13 protein-coding genes are annotated in these 16,919 nt (G+C 65.1%); 5 read left to right on the top strand and 8 right to left on the bottom strand.

Translation table 11 applies throughout. From position 1 onward, the window contains the following. Window positions 1-97 precede the first annotated feature (97 nt). Complete coding sequence (locus ACO07J_RS02785) at window positions 98-733, top strand: response regulator transcription factor (RefSeq protein WP_422026086.1); 636 nt, start codon at window positions 98-100, stop codon at window positions 731-733. A 225-nt stretch (window positions 734-958) separates the two neighbouring features. Further along, complete coding sequence (locus tag ACO07J_RS02780) at window positions 959-2,122, top strand: hypothetical protein (protein WP_422026084.1); 1,164 nt, start codon at window positions 959-961, stop codon at window positions 2,120-2,122. Window positions 2,123-2,459: 337 nt separating this feature from the next. On the opposite strand, the gene ACO07J_RS02775 is transcribed toward ACO07J_RS02780, so the two are convergent. From ACO07J_RS02775 to ACO07J_RS02740, 8 genes are all read right to left on the bottom strand, one after another. Next, window positions 2,460-4,283: a hypothetical protein gene (locus tag ACO07J_RS02775; RefSeq protein WP_422026082.1), complete on the bottom strand. Its 1,824-nt coding sequence runs from the start codon at window positions 4,281-4,283 to the stop codon at window positions 2,460-2,462. A gap of 55 nt (window positions 4,284-4,338) precedes the next feature. Next, window positions 4,339-5,706, bottom strand: a complete 1,368-nt coding sequence (locus tag ACO07J_RS02770) for a glycosyltransferase family protein (protein WP_422026081.1) — start codon at window positions 5,704-5,706, stop codon at window positions 4,339-4,341. A gap of 28 nt (window positions 5,707-5,734) precedes the next feature. Further along, a complete protein-coding gene (gene rfbA, locus ACO07J_RS02765; protein WP_422026079.1) occupies window positions 5,735-6,610 on the bottom strand; it encodes a glucose-1-phosphate thymidylyltransferase RfbA in 876 nt (291 codons plus the stop codon). Beyond that, on the bottom strand, window positions 6,607-7,461 hold the full coding sequence (rfbD, locus tag ACO07J_RS02760) for a dTDP-4-dehydrorhamnose reductase (RefSeq protein WP_422026077.1): 855 nt from the start codon (window positions 7,459-7,461) through the stop codon (window positions 6,607-6,609). The genes rfbA and rfbD overlap by 4 nt, the downstream gene beginning before the upstream one ends. A gap of 2 nt (window positions 7,462-7,463) precedes the next feature. Continuing rightward, on the bottom strand, window positions 7,464-8,510 hold the full coding sequence (rfbB, locus tag ACO07J_RS02755; protein ID WP_422026075.1) for a dTDP-glucose 4,6-dehydratase: 1,047 nt from the start codon (window positions 8,508-8,510) through the stop codon (window positions 7,464-7,466). Continuing rightward, on the bottom strand, window positions 8,507-9,076 hold the full coding sequence (gene rfbC, locus ACO07J_RS02750; RefSeq protein ID WP_422026308.1) for a dTDP-4-dehydrorhamnose 3,5-epimerase: 570 nt from the start codon (window positions 9,074-9,076) through the stop codon (window positions 8,507-8,509). Before rfbC ends, rfbB begins: the two co-directional genes overlap by 4 nt. 162 nt (window positions 9,077-9,238) lie before the next feature. Then, window positions 9,239-9,520 carry a hypothetical protein gene (locus ACO07J_RS02745; RefSeq protein WP_422026073.1) on the bottom strand — a complete coding sequence of 94 codons (282 nt, stop codon included), beginning with the start codon at window positions 9,518-9,520 and terminating at the stop codon, window positions 9,239-9,241. Window positions 9,521-9,546: 26 nt separating this feature from the next. Continuing rightward, on the bottom strand, window positions 9,547-10,533 hold the full coding sequence (locus tag ACO07J_RS02740; RefSeq protein WP_422026071.1) for a LysR family transcriptional regulator: 987 nt from the start codon (window positions 10,531-10,533) through the stop codon (window positions 9,547-9,549). Window positions 10,534-10,615: 82 nt separating this feature from the next. Between ACO07J_RS02740 and ACO07J_RS02735 the strand changes: the two genes are divergently transcribed. Genes ACO07J_RS02735 through ACO07J_RS02725 form a run of 3 tightly spaced genes read left to right on the top strand, consistent with a single transcriptional unit; the run spans window position 10,616 to window position 16,915 of the window. Beyond that, a complete protein-coding gene (locus ACO07J_RS02735) occupies window positions 10,616-12,133 on the top strand; it encodes a trimethylamine methyltransferase family protein (RefSeq protein WP_422026069.1) in 1,518 nt (505 codons plus the stop codon). Further along, window positions 12,117-14,507: a GcvT family protein gene (locus ACO07J_RS02730; RefSeq protein ID WP_422026067.1), complete on the top strand. Its 2,391-nt coding sequence runs from the start codon at window positions 12,117-12,119 to the stop codon at window positions 14,505-14,507. The genes ACO07J_RS02735 and ACO07J_RS02730 overlap by 17 nt, the downstream gene beginning before the upstream one ends. After that, window positions 14,504-16,915 carry a GcvT family protein gene (locus tag ACO07J_RS02725; protein WP_422026065.1) on the top strand — a complete coding sequence of 804 codons (2,412 nt, stop codon included), beginning with the start codon at window positions 14,504-14,506 and terminating at the stop codon, window positions 16,913-16,915. The genes ACO07J_RS02730 and ACO07J_RS02725 overlap by 4 nt, the downstream gene beginning before the upstream one ends. Window positions 16,916-16,919: the final 4 nt, after the last annotated feature.

The following is a 16,919-nucleotide window of genomic DNA, read 5'->3' as shown; positions in this document are numbered from 1 at the left end:
CCCAGTTTAGCATTCGAGTTAAGTCCTTCTTAATGAATCTTAACCACTGGTAACGACGGTAGCTTGGTAACTGGAATAGCGGAACAGAGTCTCTGGAATGAATGATAACCAAAACGGAAAGGTTCGAGTCCTCGTCGCTGACGACCATGAGATGATTCTCGAGATGATAGAATTGTTTTTGTCGCAGACGGGAGATTTCGAAGTTTGGACCGCCAGATCGCTGAAGGATGCCATCGAGCAGATCAAGAAGAACGGACCCTTCGACATTGTCCTTCTTGATTTCGTAATGCCTGGAATGAAGGGCGTTGCCGGTCTCAAGACGGCGATACAGTCGAATGGCGGCAAGCCAGTTGGCATCATCACGGGAAGCCCGTCCGGCAGAAACGTGACTGACATCGTCAACGCCGGTGCGGCCGGCATCGTGCTGAAGACCACGCCGATGCGAACGCTCGCCAATGCCTTGCGGTTCATGGCGGCGGGCGAGCTGTACCTTCCCCGCCAGATCACGATCGACCGGGAACAGGAAGTGGATGACGCGAACGCGCTGTTATCCAAGAAGGAAAGCCAGGTCCTGTCCCATCTGGTCGAGGGGATGTCGAACCGGGAGATCGGCGAGGCGCTTCAACTGGCGGAGCCAACGATCAAGATGCATGTCCGCTCGATCTGCGGCAAGCTCGAGGCGAAGAACCGGACGCAAGCCGTTCTCCGGGCGAAAGAGCTTGGCTTGTACTGAGCAGGCGAAAGCCCGACGCCGGAGACTTGCCCGCGCATCGCCCGGCGATCGGTCGCCCGTTCTTCACGCTCGCCGGGTGGCTCTGTAGGCCATACCCGCGCCCTATTGGAATTGCCGCCCTGCGCCCCCTGCCCCCGTGGGTCGATTTGCCCGGCGATCATGAACTTGTGCGCCCTTTCTATTTGCTGTTCCTTGTCGGCGACGACAGCAGGTTGAGAGGCCGCCATGACTAGCAGGGATGAACTGGAGGCGCTGTCCTTTGACGTTCTGAAGGTCCGTGCGCGAGCATACGCCGCCGAAGGCGAGCATCTGAAAGCGGCCGTCGCCTATGAACTGGCCGCTCGTCTGCGGCCGGAAAGTGATGCCCGCTTGTTCCAGGCGATCCAGTTGAAATATGCCGGCGAGATCGAAAAGGCCGCTTCCGTTTACAAGGCGTTTCTTCAGACGAAACCTGATCATTTCGACGCATGGTGCAGCTATGGCGTCACCATGAAGCAGAACGAGCAATTCCAAGAAGCCGTATCGGCGTTCGAGCGGGCGCTGGCGCTGAAGGAAGACCCGGCGGCGCGCAATGCGTTCGTCACCTCTCTGTGGCGGACGGGCCAGCATGAGAAGGCCACCCGGGAAGGGATGGTAAACCTGAAGCTGAAAGACAAGATCGCCTTCGAGCGGTTCGAGGCGTCCCCTTTCAAGGGGGGCGAGCTGAACGACCGACGGCCGAGTTTCGATCCGAGTCGCCCGACGCGGAACATCATCTCATTCTCACTGTGGGGCGACGACCCGACATACGTCACGGGGGCCATCGTGAACGCACAGATCGCCCCCCACATCTATGTGGGCTGGACGGCGCGTTTCTATTGCGACGAAACAGTCCCGGCCGATGCGCTCGCCGAGTTACAGAAATACGGCGCGCAGGTGGTGCTTCTGCGCGAACCGGAATTCAGAAAATTCCGGCCGATGTGGCGGTTTCTTGCGTCGGACGATCCCGACACGGATTTTTTCGTCTGCCGTGACGCGGACTCGCGCTTGAACGTGCAGGAGTTCCTGGCGGTCGACGAATGGGTCAGGTCGGGCAAAAGGTTCCATGTCATGCGCGATCATGTCTACCACATGGAACTCATCCTTGCAGGCATGTGGGGCGGCGTTTCCGGCGTGCTACCAAACATGGGCGAAACCCTTGGAAGCGCCACCGAGTATTTCGAGAACCGCTTCGGCGACCAGGCTTTCCTGATGGACGTTGTCTGGCCGATGATCAAACCCGAGTTGTTTGTCCACGATAGCGTTTACGCCTTCCCCGACGGACGTGATTTTCCCGGAGAGTACAGGTTGCCGGGCATGATCCACGTGGGCGGGGCCGTGAAGTCGATGAAACACTGGCGTGCCGCCTGAAGGCGCCGGCGCCACGGAGCAGGTACCCCGCATTGTTCACGGATCAGGGACGCAGTTATTCCAAGCCGACACGATTCCCCGCTTGAGATATTAAGTATGTTGACGCCATACTTAAGTATGTATTCGCTTGAGGATGCGTGACGAGGAGTCGAGATATGGCGTTTGAAGTATTTTTTGCAGTGGCGTCTGTGAGTTTGTTCATTGGCCACGCGACCTTCCGGCAGTTCCGGGAGTACTGGATCTGGATCGACCGCCTGGAGGCTCTGAGCGAACGATCCTAGGTCCACTTCCATGCGGTTGACCGGACCTTTCCCCAACCAGGATATCGCCGGGCGTTTCAGCGCCTGAAGGTCAAGGCCCGGCGCAGATGTCTGAGCGGGCCGGTGATCCGCCAGGACGTGCTGGCCTTCATCGCGGCGACGCTGTCCTCCGCTCTCTTCGATTTTTCCCGCAGCCAGTTCAGTTTGCCTTCCAACTCGGCCTGACGCTTGCGCATCTCCTCGTTCTCCTGGCTCGACTTGATCTGCGCGCGTTCGAGCTTGGCTTCCGTATCGAGGAGAATCTGCGTGACCTGGGTAAGTTCGCGCACCTGGGATTCCACGTTGTGCTCCAGTTCTCGCAACTGCTCAGCGTCACGCGCGACTGCGGCTGCATGGGCGCGCTGCTCCTCGTCAAGTTTGTCGGTCAGCGATTTGACGTTCTGCTTCAGCTGCGCGATCTCTTCGCGGCTGGCCTCGAGGTTCCCTTCCCGTTCCGAAAGAAGCGTCGACATGTTCGCCAGGTCGGCGGCATGCTGCCGCGCGGACTCCTCGTGCGAGGCCAGTTCGTGTTCCTGGCGGCCGATCTCGGCGCGCAGGGTCTCGATCTTGCCGACTTTCTCGGCAATTTCGGCATTTGCGTCGGCGAGGTCGCGGGATGTCTCGTCCGCTTCGTGGCTGCGCTGTTCAAGATGACTTTTGGTCCGGGACAGATCGTCGTTCAGTGTCGCGAGTTCTGATTTGGCCTGCTCCAACTCGGTCTCGAGCTGGCGGGAAAGTTCGCGTTCGGCCGCGCGCTCGGTTTCGATCTCATCGAGTTTCCGGGTCAGTTCGCCGAGTTTCTCGGTTTCGACCTGGTCGAGCTTCCGCGTCAACGTGCCGACCGCGTAGTGTTGCTTGGTGATTTCCTCCTGCAGTTCGTTCACAGTCGCGTCGGATGCAACCAGTTTCGATTGCAGTTCCGAATTCTCGTCGCTGAGCCTGGTTACCTTTCCGGTAGTGTCGCGAAGCGCGGTGGAGGTCTGCTGACCGATCTCGACCAGTCGGTGAAACGCCGGGGCGGCAGCATCGAACTCGCTGCGGATGCGGTCGAGCGTCGGCAGGTCTTTATCGTTTTCGCCATCTTCGGCCCAGCTTTCAAGGATGCGGTACAGATCGCGCACCCAGTCCGAGATCATCGGGCTGCGCAGAACCTTGTCCGGCGAGTCGGTAAAATGTTTGAGCTCGGGCGCGAGGAACTCGTCGACCTCGATGGCGGCGTTCCGTGACATCCGCGGCAGCGGGAGGCCTAGCGTGTCACTGAACCCCTGGGCCATCTCGCCCCAGTTGTTCATCAGCCGGTGATAGGATGTGAAGAAGCGCGGCCTGCCACGTGATCCGTGCTCGGCGTCCAGGACGTGTCGCAACCACAGGAGAATGCCAAGGTCGATGCCGATCCCGTCGCGCCGCTCCAGCGACCGGGCGACTTCGAGCGGATGCCGGTGAGTGTGTACGATCAGAGGCGTGCATTCCTCGTATTCGAGGACGTCGAACCAGAACGGCAGCATGCGGCAGATCCTGGGGTCTTTCACAACGAAGAGCCGCGACTTGCCGTATTCTTCCCGCATCGCGGCGACGATCCGATCGCGATATTCCTCTGCCCGGGCGCTCTCGAACCAGCCGGGGTTGATCGGCAGCCAGTCGTCCCAGCTCGAACCGGCGGACTGGAGGAGCTGGGTGTGCAGCGCGTAAAACCGCGACGATTCGAAATACCCTTTCGAATTGTTATCGTCCGCCTTGAGCTGGCTCCCGGGCAGATCGCATCCGAGGATCGACAGGGTGCCGGCCAGCGCAGAGGTGCCGGACCGGTGCATTTCGAGAACCAGCACCGCCTTTCGCGGAGATTTTGCGGGTTTCACGCTCATTCAAACCTCATGTGACGTCTATCGGTCCCTGCACCCCTCGCCCGACCAAAAAGGATCAATCGGCAAACTCGGGAAGGTTGTACCAGCTTTTCAGGTCAAGTCCCGTCAACAGTTCGGTGCGCTTCAGGTCGTAATTGAACGTGTCCTGCAGATCACTGAGTTCGCGCATCGTGAACCGGGGAAGGTCGGCACTCGGCAGATCCCCCGTGTTGCGCACCGTCAGGCTTTCCCCGTCGAAAGAGAGCGGCAGGCCCGCGTTTATCTGACCCGCAGGGACAGAGTTCATCGGGTCGATGCCGAGAAAATCCGTGGCCTGCCGGACAAAGGCCTTGGGGTCCTCTACGAGATCGTCGAACTTCATGAAGAGAAACCGGTCATCGGGAAAGCCGCTCGCGGCGCGGGCGTCGAAGGAATGGTGGCGGGCGACCCATTCGGCGGCGGCCCGGCGGCGCCTGATGTTCATGGCGTCAGGCCCGCGCAGGATCTTCACGAATTCCGTTTCATTGCGGAAGCGATCGTAGAATTTCCGCGGCACCAGGTCTTCGAGGCCCCGGACCGCGTCGACGACCAGCCGCCCACCGGAGGCCAGCACGTCGAACACCCGGTTCGAGACGTAGCCCATCTCGCGCATGTAATCCCAGTGATCGCATATCACGAGGCGGCTTGATGCATAGACCCCGCCCAGCACCGAGTTGGAAATGACGCCACCCTTGAGCCTGCGATCTTCGATGAACGGCTCCCAGCCGGCTCCGTATATGTCGAGGTCGAGCTCGTGGCCCATCGCCCACCGCACCGGATCACGGAAGACCCCGCGCGAGTTGGCGACGTAGAGGTTGCTGTTGGGCCGCGTGCCGATTTCGCTTTCGTCGAAATAGAACCGTTCGACATCGGTACATTGCGGCATGAATTCAATCCGGCCCGGAACGAGCCGGTTCAGGATTTCGGCATGATAGGCAGACGCCACGAAGGTGTGGTCGTAGCCTTCGATCTCTTGAACCGTGGTCTTGTCGGGATGGCTGATCATCCACAGGAGGTTCCGCTGATGGGGTTTTGGCTGATAGGCCACGAGGCCGCGCAGGACGATCACCAGGTCGTCGGAATCACAGATACCGCCGTACCAGTTATCCCGGCAATCGACCCGGACCACGTAACCCGACCGGCGCAGCGCCGCAGCCAGACCCTGGGCGAAGTGGTAATCGCCCCATTCCTCGCGATGTTTGTGGACGGCAGCGCACTTGATGGCGATCCGCACCGGTGGCGTTTCGGCAAGGGCGCGCAGCACGGTGCCGGCCCGGTGGGCATAGGTATGGTTTTCGCGGATGACCTTCTGCATGGCCGCCGCGCGTTCCTTTCGCTCCGCCTCGTTGTCGAGCCAGTATTTGAGAACCCCGGTCAGGCTGTCGCTGTCCGAGAATGTCGGCACCAGATCCCCGGTGGCCGATCGTCGCCTGTCAGTCCTCCAGACGCTTCAGAAGATACCTGCCATAGCCGTTTTTCCCGAACTGCTTCGCCCGCGCACTCAGGTCCTCGCGGCTGATCCAGCCGAGCGAGTAGGCGATCTCGTCCGGGCTGCCGGTCTGAAGGCCCTGGCGGGTTTCCAGCGTGCGCACGAAATTGCCGGCGTCGAGCAGGCTGGCATGGGTTCCGGTATCGAGCCAGGCATAGCCGCGGCCCATCAACTCGACCGACAGTTGCCGGTCGTGCAGGTAGCTTTCCAGCAGCGTGGTAATTTCCAGCTCGCCCCGCGCCGAAGGCTCGACCTTCTTCGCCCGCTCCGGTGCAGTGGCGTCGAGGAAGTAAAGCCCGGTGACCGCATAGCTCGAGGGCGGAACCTCCGGCTTTTCGATGATCGCTTTCGCCCGGCCGTCCTTGTCGAAATCCACCACGCCGTAACGCTCCGGGTCCGAGACATGGTAGCCGAAGACCGTGCCCCCTTTGGATTTTTGGTCGGCCGCGGCCAGGATGGTCGGCAAACCGTGGCCGAAGAAGATGTTGTCACCCAGGATCATCGCCGAGGGCGCGCCCGCCAGGAACTCTTCAGCCAGGATATAGGCCTGGGCCAGCCCGTCCGGGCTGGGCTGTTCGATATAGGTCAGCTCCACGCCCCACTGCTTGCCATCGCCTAGCATGCGCTTGAACTGCTCCTGGTCGTGCGGTGTGGTGATCACCGCGATCTCGCGGATACCGGCCAGCATCAGAACCGACAGCGGGTAATAGATCATCGGCTTGTCGTAGATCGGCAGAAGTTGCTTCGACACGCCCATGGTGATTGGCCACAGCCGCGTGCCCGACCCGCCGGCCAGGATGATGCCCTTGCGCTTCGTCATCCCATCTCTCCCAATTCCCTCAGAACATCGTCGAGCCCTGCGCGCCAGTCCGGCGGCGCAATCCCGAAATCCGCTTCAAGCGCCCGGCACTCCAGCCGCGAATTCGCAGGCCGACTGGCCGGTGTCGGGAACGCCGATGTCGGTATCCCTTCCAGTGCCACGTCGCGCCCGGCGCGTTCGAAGATCGCCGCCGCGAAGGCGCACCAGCTGACCGGCGGCTGACCGCCGAAATGATAGAGGCCGCCAGGATGGCCATCGGCCATAACGCTCGCCATCCGCCACAATGCATCCGCTATCGCCCGCGCCGGTGTCGGACAGCCGATCTGGTCATCCACCACCCGCAGGCTGTCGCGCTCGGCCGAAAGCCGAAGCATGGTCTTGACGAAATTGTTGCCATGCGCCGAGAACACCCAGGCCGTGCGCAGGATGGCGTATTGGCCACCGGCCGCCGCGATCAGCTCCTCGCCGCGCAGCTTGCTGCGTCCGTAGGCGTTGAGCGGCGCCACGGGATCGGCCTCGCGCCACGGCACGTCACCGGTGCCGTCGAACACGTAATCGGTCGAGACATGCAGGAATGGCAGGCCCCGGTCGGCCGCTGCCCGCGCCATTGCGCCCGGCGTGTCGCCGTTCACCACGCTTGCCAGCGCTTCCTCGTCCTCGGCCTTGTCGACCGCCGTATAGGCGGCGACATTGATCACGGCCCTCGCCCGGGTTTCGCGGATCATTGCCGCGCAGGCCGCGGGATCCGACAAGTCCGCCTCGTCCCGGCCAAGGCATAGGGCATCATCGCCACCGACCCGTGCCAGTTCGGTGGCCACCTGCCCCGTCTTGCCGAAGACCAGCACCGTCATGCCTAGCCCGCCTTGCCCAGACGCTCGCCGACGCCGGCCCGGTTCTGCAGGGCCCGCCACCAGTCCTCGTTGTCGAGATACCATTGAACTGTCCGCTCAAGCCCCTGCTCAAGCGTGACCGACGGTCGCCAGCCCAGCTCCTTGCGAATGCGCGCCGGGTCGATCGCATAGCGCAGGTCATGCCCCGGCCGGTCTTCGACGAAGGTGATCAGCTCGGCATAGCCTCCCCCGCCCTCACGCGGGCGCTTTTCATCCAGGATGGCGCAAATCCGGCGCACGATCTCGATATTCGTCGCCTCGTTCTCGCCCCCGATATTGTAGGACCTGCCGAGCGCTCCCTTCTCGAGCACCGTAAGCAGCGCGTCTGCGTGATCCTCGACATAGAGCCAGTCGCGCACGTTCTCGCCCTTGCCGTAGATCGGCAGCGGCTTGCCGGCGAGCGCGTTCAGGATGATTACCGGAATGAGCTTTTCGGGGAAGTGATACGGCCCGTAATTGTTCGAACAGTTCGACAGGACCACCGGCAGGCCATAGGTCTCGTGCCACGCCCGCACCAGATGGTCCGAGGCCGCTTTCGACGCCGAATAGGGCGAACGCGGGTCGTAGGGGGTTTCCTCGGTAAACTTGCCGGTCGGCCCCAGCGAACCGAACACCTCGTCGGTCGAAATGTGGTGGAACCGGAAGCCCGCGGGCTTGCCCTGGGTGGTCCAGTACTTCCGTGCCGCCTCCAGAAGGGTGTAGGTCCCCGTAACGTTAGTCTCGATGAAGGTGCCCGGCCCATCGATCGACCGGTCCACGTGGCTTTCCGCCGCCAGGTGCATCACCGCATCCGGTTTGTGCGCGTCGAAGATCCGGTCAAGCGCCGCCGAATCGCGGATATCCGCCTCCTCGAAGGCGTAGAGCGGGCTCTCGGCCGCCTCCGCCACGTTCTCAAGGCAGGCCGCGTAGGTCAGCGCGTCGAGGTTGACCACTCCGTGTCCGCGCGAGACCGCCAGACGCACCACCGCCGAGCCGATGAACCCGGCCCCGCCCGTCACAAGAAGCTTCATGCCGCCCCCTCCCAGGTGAAGGGGCTGTCGAACTCCCGGAACAGGGGCGCCGCCGCGTCCTTCTCCGACAACACCGCCGCGCCCGTATCGACCCCCCAATCGACCCCGATATCGGGGTCGTCGAACCGCACCGCCCCATCGCACTCGGGCGCGTAGTAGTCGGTGCACTTGTACAGAATTTCAGTGTCGGGCTCCCGCGTGGCGAAGCCGTGCAGGAAACCCTCGGGAATGAACAGCTGCTTGCCATTCTCGAAGCTCAGTTCGACCCCCGTCCATTGTCCGAAAGTCGGGCTGCCTTGGCGGATATCCACCGCCACGTCATACAGGCTTCCCCGTCCGCAGCGCACCAGCTTGGCCTGCGCGTGCGGCGGTGCCTGGAAATGCAGCCCCCGCACCGTTCCCGCCTTCGCCGACAGCGAATGGTTGTCCTGGACAAATTCGACCGAAACCCCGGCCTCCTCAAGACGGCGCCGGTTCCAGCTCTCCGAAAAGAACCCCCGCGCATCCCCGTGTCGCTGCGGCGTCAGGATCAGGACACCCCCAAGCTTCGTCGTCTCAACCTGAATTTTGTTCTCCACCATCACACAGGGAGCCTCGCCTGTTAGACGCCTATTTTGTGTTTCCCTGAAATGCAAGCGGGATGCCCGGCGAGGGCGGCGCAAGCGGGATATCACGCGCACGAAGACGGGTGGTCATGCAAAAAACCGTCAAAAACGGGCGCTGCCCTGTCAAATTGCCAGTTCCGCCTGGTGGGCACGGACCATGTCCATCATACAGTTAAAGCGGAAATCGTAGCGCGGCATCTCGCCGGGGTTCATCGTCGCGCCGAAGCCTTCCTTGTCATGGCGCCGGTAGATCCAGCAATTGGCCAGCCCGTACTTGTTCGCCGACTGGTGATCGTGGAACATGCTTTCGGCGGTGGGCAAAATGTCGCCCTTCCCGATCCCCTGCCGGGCCAATGTCTCGAGCATGGAGTCGAAATTCCGGTCGGACGGCTTGTAGCTGGCCACGTCCTCGGCGGAATCCTCCCCACGATTCAATCCTGGTCGGCCAGCGTGACCGCCTCGCGCCCCACCTGCCCCATCTGCTGATCGATCTGCGCCGCAAGCTCGCGCGATGCGAGAGTGGCGATCCGCTCGGGCAGGGTATCAAGATCGCCCGACCGCGCCACAACCTTGATCGACCGGGAAAATCCCGGCCCCGGCAGCGGCCGCACCACCAGTGGCATCTGCTCGACAAAACCGTCGATCAGCAGGCTGGGCGTGAGGATGGTGAACCCCAGCCCTTCCGCCACGCAGGCCGTGACCATGCTGGAGCGGTCGGCCTGGATCACCCGCGGCGCCGTCAGTTTCAGGCGGCGCAGATGCTGTTCCGTGCGGCGACCAACGCTGGTGGTCGCCGCGAACCGGACCAGCGGAAGATGGGTGAGGATATCCTGCAACCGGCGCGACGGGCCGTCATAGGTCTGCGGCAGGACCAGAAGAAAGTTCTCGGTCAGCACGTCATGCCGCTCGAGCCCGTCCATGTCGTAGAACGGGTTCGACGTGATCACCAGGTCGGCCCGCTTGGTACGCAGCAGCGTTTCGTGATCGCCGCTCTGGCCCGCGTGAAGGGTCAGGTCCTCGACCGCGATCTCGGATTTCAGCAGCCGCACCAGCGGCGGGGTCAGCGTTGTGGCAATGGAGGCCAGCATGCCCATCCGCAGCACGTTGATCGGCTGCGGCCCTTCGTGCCGCATCGAGGTGGCGAGATCCTCGACCGAGTTGAGGATGCGCTGCGCATGCCGCAGGCAAAGCTCGCCCGCCTGTGTCAGGCGCACGGGGCGCACGGTGCGGTCGATCAGCCGCGCGTCACAGGCGGCCTCCAGCGAAGCGAGTTGCTGGGACGCGGCCGATTGCGTCATCCCCATCAGCCGCGCGGCCTGGGTAAACTGCCGGGTTTCCGCAATCGCTACAAAGACTTCCAGCGCGGTGAGCAGGTTCTTGTCGGAGGCGAGCCGGGTGGTGATTTTCGGCGGCTTCATTAGAGTTCCTAATACTGTCGCGTTTTCATTGCCCGAGAGGGCCGGTTTTGTCCATCCTCCTTTCACCATCAGGGAGGTTGTCGTGACACGAAGAGGCAAGCGGCGCAGCGAAGAGGCAAGGGCGGGAGCGCCCCGCGCGCCATATCTCCTCCGCCATGTCGGGCCGCTTCCGATCCTGTCCGAGGAAGGCCTGCAGATCATCGAGGCCAATGCCGACCGGATCCTTGCCGAGACCGGCATGGAATTCCGCGACGACCCCGAGATCCTCGGGATATTCGCAAAGGCCGGCTGCGACGTCGACGGCGAGCGCGTCCGCTTCGCCCCGGGCTTCTGCCGCAGCACGATACAGGCGACCGCGCCGGCGCAGTTCGCGCAACACGCCAGGAACCCCGACAACACTGTCCAGATCGGCGGCAGTGCCTCGGTGCTCTGCCCGTCTTGGGGGCCGCCCTTCGTGCATGACCTCGACAACGGGCGCCGCTATGCGACCTATCCCGATTTCGTCAACCTCGTGAAACTGCACCAGACCATTCCATGGCTGCACCATTCCGGCGGCGTGGTCTGCGAGCCGGTCGACCTGCCCGCCAACAAGCGGCATCTCGACATGCTCTACGCCCATATCCGCTGGTCCGACCGGCCCTTCATGGGCGCCTTCCTCGGGGCCGAGCGCGCCGGCCACGCGATCGACATGGCGCGCATCCTCTTTGGCGAGGCCTACGTGGCAGAAAACGCGGTGCTCTACTGCGTCTCCAACACCAACGCGCCGCTGGTGATGGATTCGCACATGTCCGGCGCGCTCAAGACCTATGCCCGCGCCGGCCAGCCCGTCGCCTGCACGCCATGGACACTGACCGGCGCGATGAGCCCCTCGACCGTGGCCGGCACGCTGGCGCAGGTGCTCGCCGAGGCGCTGGCGAGCCTCGCCCTGGTGCAACTCATCAACCCCGGTGCACCCTGCCTGATGGGCTCCTTCGCCTCGACCATGTCGATGCAGTCGGGCGCGCCCACCTTCGGCACCCCGGAAGCGGGCCAGATGATCCTCGCCGCGGGGCAGCTCGCCCGCCGCCTCGGCGTGCCGCTCCATTCGGTCGGCACCCTGTCGGCCTCGAAACTGCCCGACGCCCAAAGCCAGCAGGAGGCGACCTGGGGCCTGATGATGGCGCTCTTCGCAGGCGTCAACGTGGTCAACCACGCCACAGGCTGGCTGGAAGGCGGGCTGGTGACCGGGTTCGAGAAGACGATGATCGACGCCGACCTCTGCGGCAAGATGATGCGGTTCTTCGCCGGCATCGACTTGTCCGAGAACGCACAGGCCATGGCCGCCATCGCCGCCACCGGCCCGGGGCAGCATTTCCTCGGCTCCGAGCACACGCAGGCCAATTTCCTTTCGGCCCTCTTCCGCCCCGACCTGCCCGACAACAACTCCTACGAACAATGGCAGGCGGCGGGCGGTCTCGACATCGCCCAGCGCGCCAACGCGCTGTGGAAGGCGCGGCTTGAGGCCTATGAAGACCCCGGCCTCGATCCCGACATCGACCATGCGCTGAAAGATTACATCGCGCGGCGCAAGCTGGAGGTCGCGGATGCCGACTACTTCTGAGGCGCGGCGCACCGTCATCATCGGCGGCGGGGCGGTTGGCCTTTCTCTGGCCTATCACCTGGCCCGGCGCGGGGCCGAGGACGTGCTGCTGCTGGAACGCAACCAGCTCACCTCCGGCACGAGCTGGCACGCCGCCGGCATCGTCGGGCCGCTCAGGGCCACGCCCAACATGACCCGGCTGGCGATGTATGCAGGAGAGCTTTTTCCGAGGCTGGAGGCAGAGACGGGCCTGTCCACGGGCTACCGGGTGACCGGCGGCTACTGGCTGGCGCAGGTACCCGAGCGGATGGATGAGTTGCACCGCATCGCCGCGCTCGGGCGCCATTTCGGGCTGTCGCCGGACATGATCACGCCCGACGCCCTCGGCGCCGCCCTCCCTTGCCTGTCGACCGACCATTTGCACGGCGTCATGGCCGTGGCCGAGGATGCCAGCGTCAACCCGGTCGACTTGTGCATGGCCTACGCCCGGGCCGCCCGGTCGAACGGCGTTGAGATTCGCGAGACCACCGGTGTGCGCCGGCTTGTGACGGAAGGGGCCCGGGTGTGCGGGGTGGTGCTGGACGACGGCACCGAAATCCGCGCAGGCCAGGTCGCCCTCTGCTGCGGCGCGTGGTCCAAGCGGCTGGCGGAAACGGCCGGCCTCGTCCTGCCCCTGCAGCCGGTCGAACACATGTACGTGGTCACTGAACCCCGCCCCGAGTTCGAGGGCTTCCCGGTGCTGCGCGACCTCGACTCGGGCGTATACATCAAGGGCGATACCGGCAAGCTGGTGATCGGCGGGTTCGAGCCCGACGCGAAGTGCTGGAACCCCGACGGTCCCGAGGGCAACCGCCCCTTCCTCGAATTGCCCGAGGACTGGGAGCAGTTCACCCCCTTCATGGAGGCCGCGCTCAATCTGGTCCCGGCGCTGGAACACACCGGCATCCAGCACTTCATGAACGGGCCCGAAAGCTTCACCGCCGACACCCGCCCGCTGATCGGCGCCGCGCCGGGGGTGGACGGGCTCTACGTGGCGGCCGGGATGAACTCGGTCGGGGTGATGTCCTCGGCCGGCGTGGGCCGGCTTCTGGCCGACTGGATGGAGGACGGGCACCCGCCGATGGACGCGTGGGAGGTGGATGTCGCCCGGGCCGATCCGCTGGCGGCCACGCCCGCCCACATGGCGGACCGGATGGCCGAGGCCGTGGCCGACCTCTTCACCCTGCACTGGCCCTACAAGCAGCCGAAGGCCGGCCGCGATCTGCGCCGCTCGCCCCTGCACGACCGATGGCAGGCGCAGGGCGCGGTGTTCGGCCTGACCGCCGGGTGGGAGCGCGGGCTGTATTATGCCGAGACCGACGAAGAACGCGCCTTGCCCTATGCCACCGGCGATCAGCCGTGGTGGCCCCTCGCCGTGCGCGAGGCGGCGCGGATGGACAGCGGCACGGTGCTCCTGGACCTCACGCCGTTCACCAAGCTGCGGGCCGAGGGCGACGGCGCGCTGGACCAGCTCAACCGGCTCTGCCCGGCGCAACTGGACATGGCCGAGGGACGGGCCGTCTATACCCAGTTCCTCAACCCGCGCGGCGGCATCGAGGTCGAGGCGACCGTGACCCGGCGCGCGCCCGACCGGTTCGACATCACCACCGCCGCCGCAACCCGCTGGCGAGACCTTGCCTTTTTCCGCCGCGCGCTCGATGGCGTGGCGCTGACCGACATGACCGAGGATTTCTGCGTGATCGGCGTGATGGGTGCCGGCAGCCGCGACACCCTGCGCGCGCTTGCTCCGGAGTGGCCCGACATGCCCTTCGGCCATGCCCGCACCGTCACCGTCGCCGGTGTCGAGGCCTTCGCCACCCGGCTGAGCTTCGTTGGCGAACTGGGCTGGGAGCTGCGCGTCTCCAATGACGACGCCCCGCCCCTCTTCGATGCCCTCATCGCAACCGGCGCCCGCCCGATGGGCCATTACGCGCTCGACGGCTGCCGGATCGAGAAGGGGTTCGTCCACTGGGGCCACGATGTGGGCCCCGAGATCACCCCGCTCGAGGCGGGGCTGGGATTCAACATCGACTGGTCGAAGGACTTCACCGGCAAACCCGCGCTGGAAGCGCAGCGCGGGCAACTCGCCCGCCGCCTCGTGCTCTGCCAGGTCGAGGGCGGCCCGCTCGTGCTGCATGACGAACCCGTGTGGGAAGGCGGCCGCGTCGTCGGTCTCACCACCTCCGGCGCACGCGGGCCGCGCACCGGGCTGACGCTGGCCTTCGCCATGGTCGACGTGACCGACACGACCCTGCCCGACCGGCGCTTCGAGATCGAAATCGCGGGGAAACGGTACGCGGCCAGACCGTTGGGCCGCCCGCCCCATGACCCTGACGGCAAAAGGATGCGCGCATGACCGACGTGCAGGTTCTCATCATCGGCGGCGGCGCGATGGGCGTCTCGCTGGCCTATCACCTGGGCAAGGCTGGCTGGTCCGACGTGGTACTGACCGAGAAGAACGACCTGACCCACGGCTCCACCTGGCATGCCGCCGGGCTCTGCACCCACTTCGCCCACAATCCGACCATCCAGGAGCTGCGCGCCACCTCCGTGCGCCTCTACCGCGACATCCTGCCCGAGGAGACGGGCCAGTCCTGCGGCTTTCACCGCTCCGGCGCCATGCGCGTCACCCGCAACCCCGACCGGATGGACGAGTTCCGCCATGTCGCCGGCCTGTCGGATTTCACCGGCTACCCGCTGGAGGTGCTCTCGCCCGAGCGCATCGCCGAACTGCACCCGCTGGCGCGGCTCGACGGGCTTCTGGGCGGGATATACGAACCCGAGGACGGTCATGTCGATCCGACCCTCGCGACACAGGCCATGGCCGAAGGCGCCAAGGCGCGCGGCGTCAGGATCATGCGGCAGAACCCGGTGCTCTCGATCACCCGCGAGGACGGGCGCTGGCGCGTGGAGACGCCGAAAGAGACCTTCCGCGCCCGTCACCTCGTCAACGCCGCCGGCACATGGGGGTGGGATATCGGCCACATGATGGGGCTCAACATCCCCTCTGTCCCGGTCCTGCACCAGTATCTCGTCACCGACACGGTGCCCGCCATCGCCGGCCGCCTCGCGCAAGGCCTGCCCGAGCTGCCGATCATCCGCGACCCCGAGGAAAGCTGGTACGTCCGGCAGGAGCGTGACGGGCTGATCCTCGGCCCCTACGAGAAGGAGGCCCAGGTCTGGTCGGTCGACGGCGTCCCGCCCGAGTTCGGCGCCGACCTGATGCCGCCCGACCTTGACCGGGTGGAGCATATCATCGAGGCCGCCATGGCCCGGGTCCCGGCGCTGGAAACCGGCGGGGTCAAATCGGTCATCAACGGCCCGATCACCTTCACGCCCGACGCCAACCCGCTGATCGGCCCGGCGCACGGGATCGAGAATGGCTGGCTGCTGACCGGTTCCTCGATGGGGGTGATGGAAGGCGGCGGCGCGGGCTGGTTCCTGGCCCACTGGATGACCCACGGCGCGCCGCCGATGGATGCGCTGGCCGTGGATTCGCGCCGCTTCGGGCCATGGGCCGACCGGGAGTACCGCGTCGCCAAGGCCATCGAGTGTTTCGGCCTGCAATTCGGCGTGCATTACCCGTTCGAGGAACGCCCCGCCGGCCGAAACCTGCGCCTGTCGCCGCTGCATGATCGAATGCTGGCCCGCGGCGCGGTGATGGGCGCGGCGCACGGGTGGGAACGACCCAACTGGTTCTCCGAGACGCCCGGCGACGTGGCGCAGGAAAGTTTCCAGCGCACCAACTGGTTCGACCCGGTCGCCCGCGAGGTCGAAGGCGTCACCAACCGGGTGGCCCTGGCCGACCTGTCGGTGTTCTCCAAGTTCGAGGTCACCGGCCCGGGCACGCCTGACTTCCTAGACACGCTCGGCGCCAACCGTCCCCCTGCCCCGGGCCGTGTCGGGCTGATCCATGCGCTGACGCCGGCGGGCGGCGTCGCCTCGGAATTCACCGTCGCGCGGCTGGCCGAGGACGCGGCCTACCTGACCAGCGCCGCCGCGGCGGAAGAGATGGATCACGACCTGCTCAGGGCTTACGCCGCCTTCCACGATGTCCGCCTGCGCAACGTGACCGAAGAGATCGGCGTGATCGGCCTGATGGGCCCGCACTCCCGCACGGTTCTGGCCTCGGTCTGCGAGGCCGACCTCACCTACGGCTTCCCCTGGCTCAGCTTCCGTGAGATCACGGTGGCCGACATCACCCTGCGCGCGCTCCGGGTCTCCTATGTCGGCGAGCTGGGCTGGGAACTTCACGCCCGCGCCGCCGACCTGCCCCGGCTGTTCGACGCACTGGAAGCGGCCGGCCAACCTCACGGCATCGGCCTGTATGGCGCCTATGCGGCCAACGCGATGCGGCTCGAGAAGGGCTACCGCGCCTGGGGCGGCGACCTCACGACCGAGCGCACGCCGGACGAGTCGGGCCTCGGCTCCCTGATCCGCACCGAGGACCGCGACTTCCCCGGACGCGACGCCCTGCTGCGACGGATGGACAGCCCCGACCGCTGGGAGATGGTGTTGCTCTCCCTCGACAGCGGCACGCTCGACCCGTTCTACGCCCATACCGTCCGGCACGAGGGCCGGCCCGTCGGCATCGTCACTTCCGGCGCCCACAGCCACCGCACCGGTCTGACGCTGGCGCTGGCCTACCTGCGCACCCGCGGCCTGCGCGAGGGCCTGACCCTCGACATCCTGGGCCAGCGCTTCGACGCCACCGTGCTCGACCGCCCGCCCTTCGACCCGGACAACACCCGACTGCGATCCTGAAGGA

This window comes from Roseovarius sp. (assembly GCF_965228755.1).
Classification (GTDB): domain Bacteria; phylum Pseudomonadota; class Alphaproteobacteria; order Rhodobacterales; family Rhodobacteraceae; genus Roseovarius.
The sequence above is the reverse complement of the archived record's forward strand: the minus strand, read 5'-3'. Positions and strand labels throughout refer to the sequence as shown.

Coding starts and splice junctions, on each gene's coding strand:
- ACO07J_RS02785 (WP_422026086.1), top strand. CDS start 98: ATGAATGATAACCAAAACGGAAAGGTTCGAGTCCTCGTCGCTGACGAC.
- ACO07J_RS02780 (WP_422026084.1), top strand. CDS start 959: ATGACTAGCAGGGATGAACTGGAGGCGCTGTCCTTTGACGTTCTGAAG.
- ACO07J_RS02775 (WP_422026082.1), bottom strand. CDS start 4,283: ATGAGCGTGAAACCCGCAAAATCTCCGCGAAAGGCGGTGCTGGTTCTC.
- rfbA (WP_422026079.1), bottom strand. CDS start 6,610: ATGACGAAGCGCAAGGGCATCATCCTGGCCGGCGGGTCGGGCACGCGG.
- rfbD (WP_422026077.1), bottom strand. CDS start 7,461: ATGACGGTGCTGGTCTTCGGCAAGACGGGGCAGGTGGCCACCGAACTG.
- rfbB (WP_422026075.1), bottom strand. CDS start 8,510: ATGAAGCTTCTTGTGACGGGCGGGGCCGGGTTCATCGGCTCGGCGGTG.
- ACO07J_RS02740 (WP_422026071.1), bottom strand. CDS start 10,533: ATGAAGCCGCCGAAAATCACCACCCGGCTCGCCTCCGACAAGAACCTG.
- ACO07J_RS02730 (WP_422026067.1), top strand. CDS start 12,117: ATGCCGACTACTTCTGAGGCGCGGCGCACCGTCATCATCGGCGGCGGG.
- ACO07J_RS02725 (WP_422026065.1), top strand. CDS start 14,504: ATGACCGACGTGCAGGTTCTCATCATCGGCGGCGGCGCGATGGGCGTC.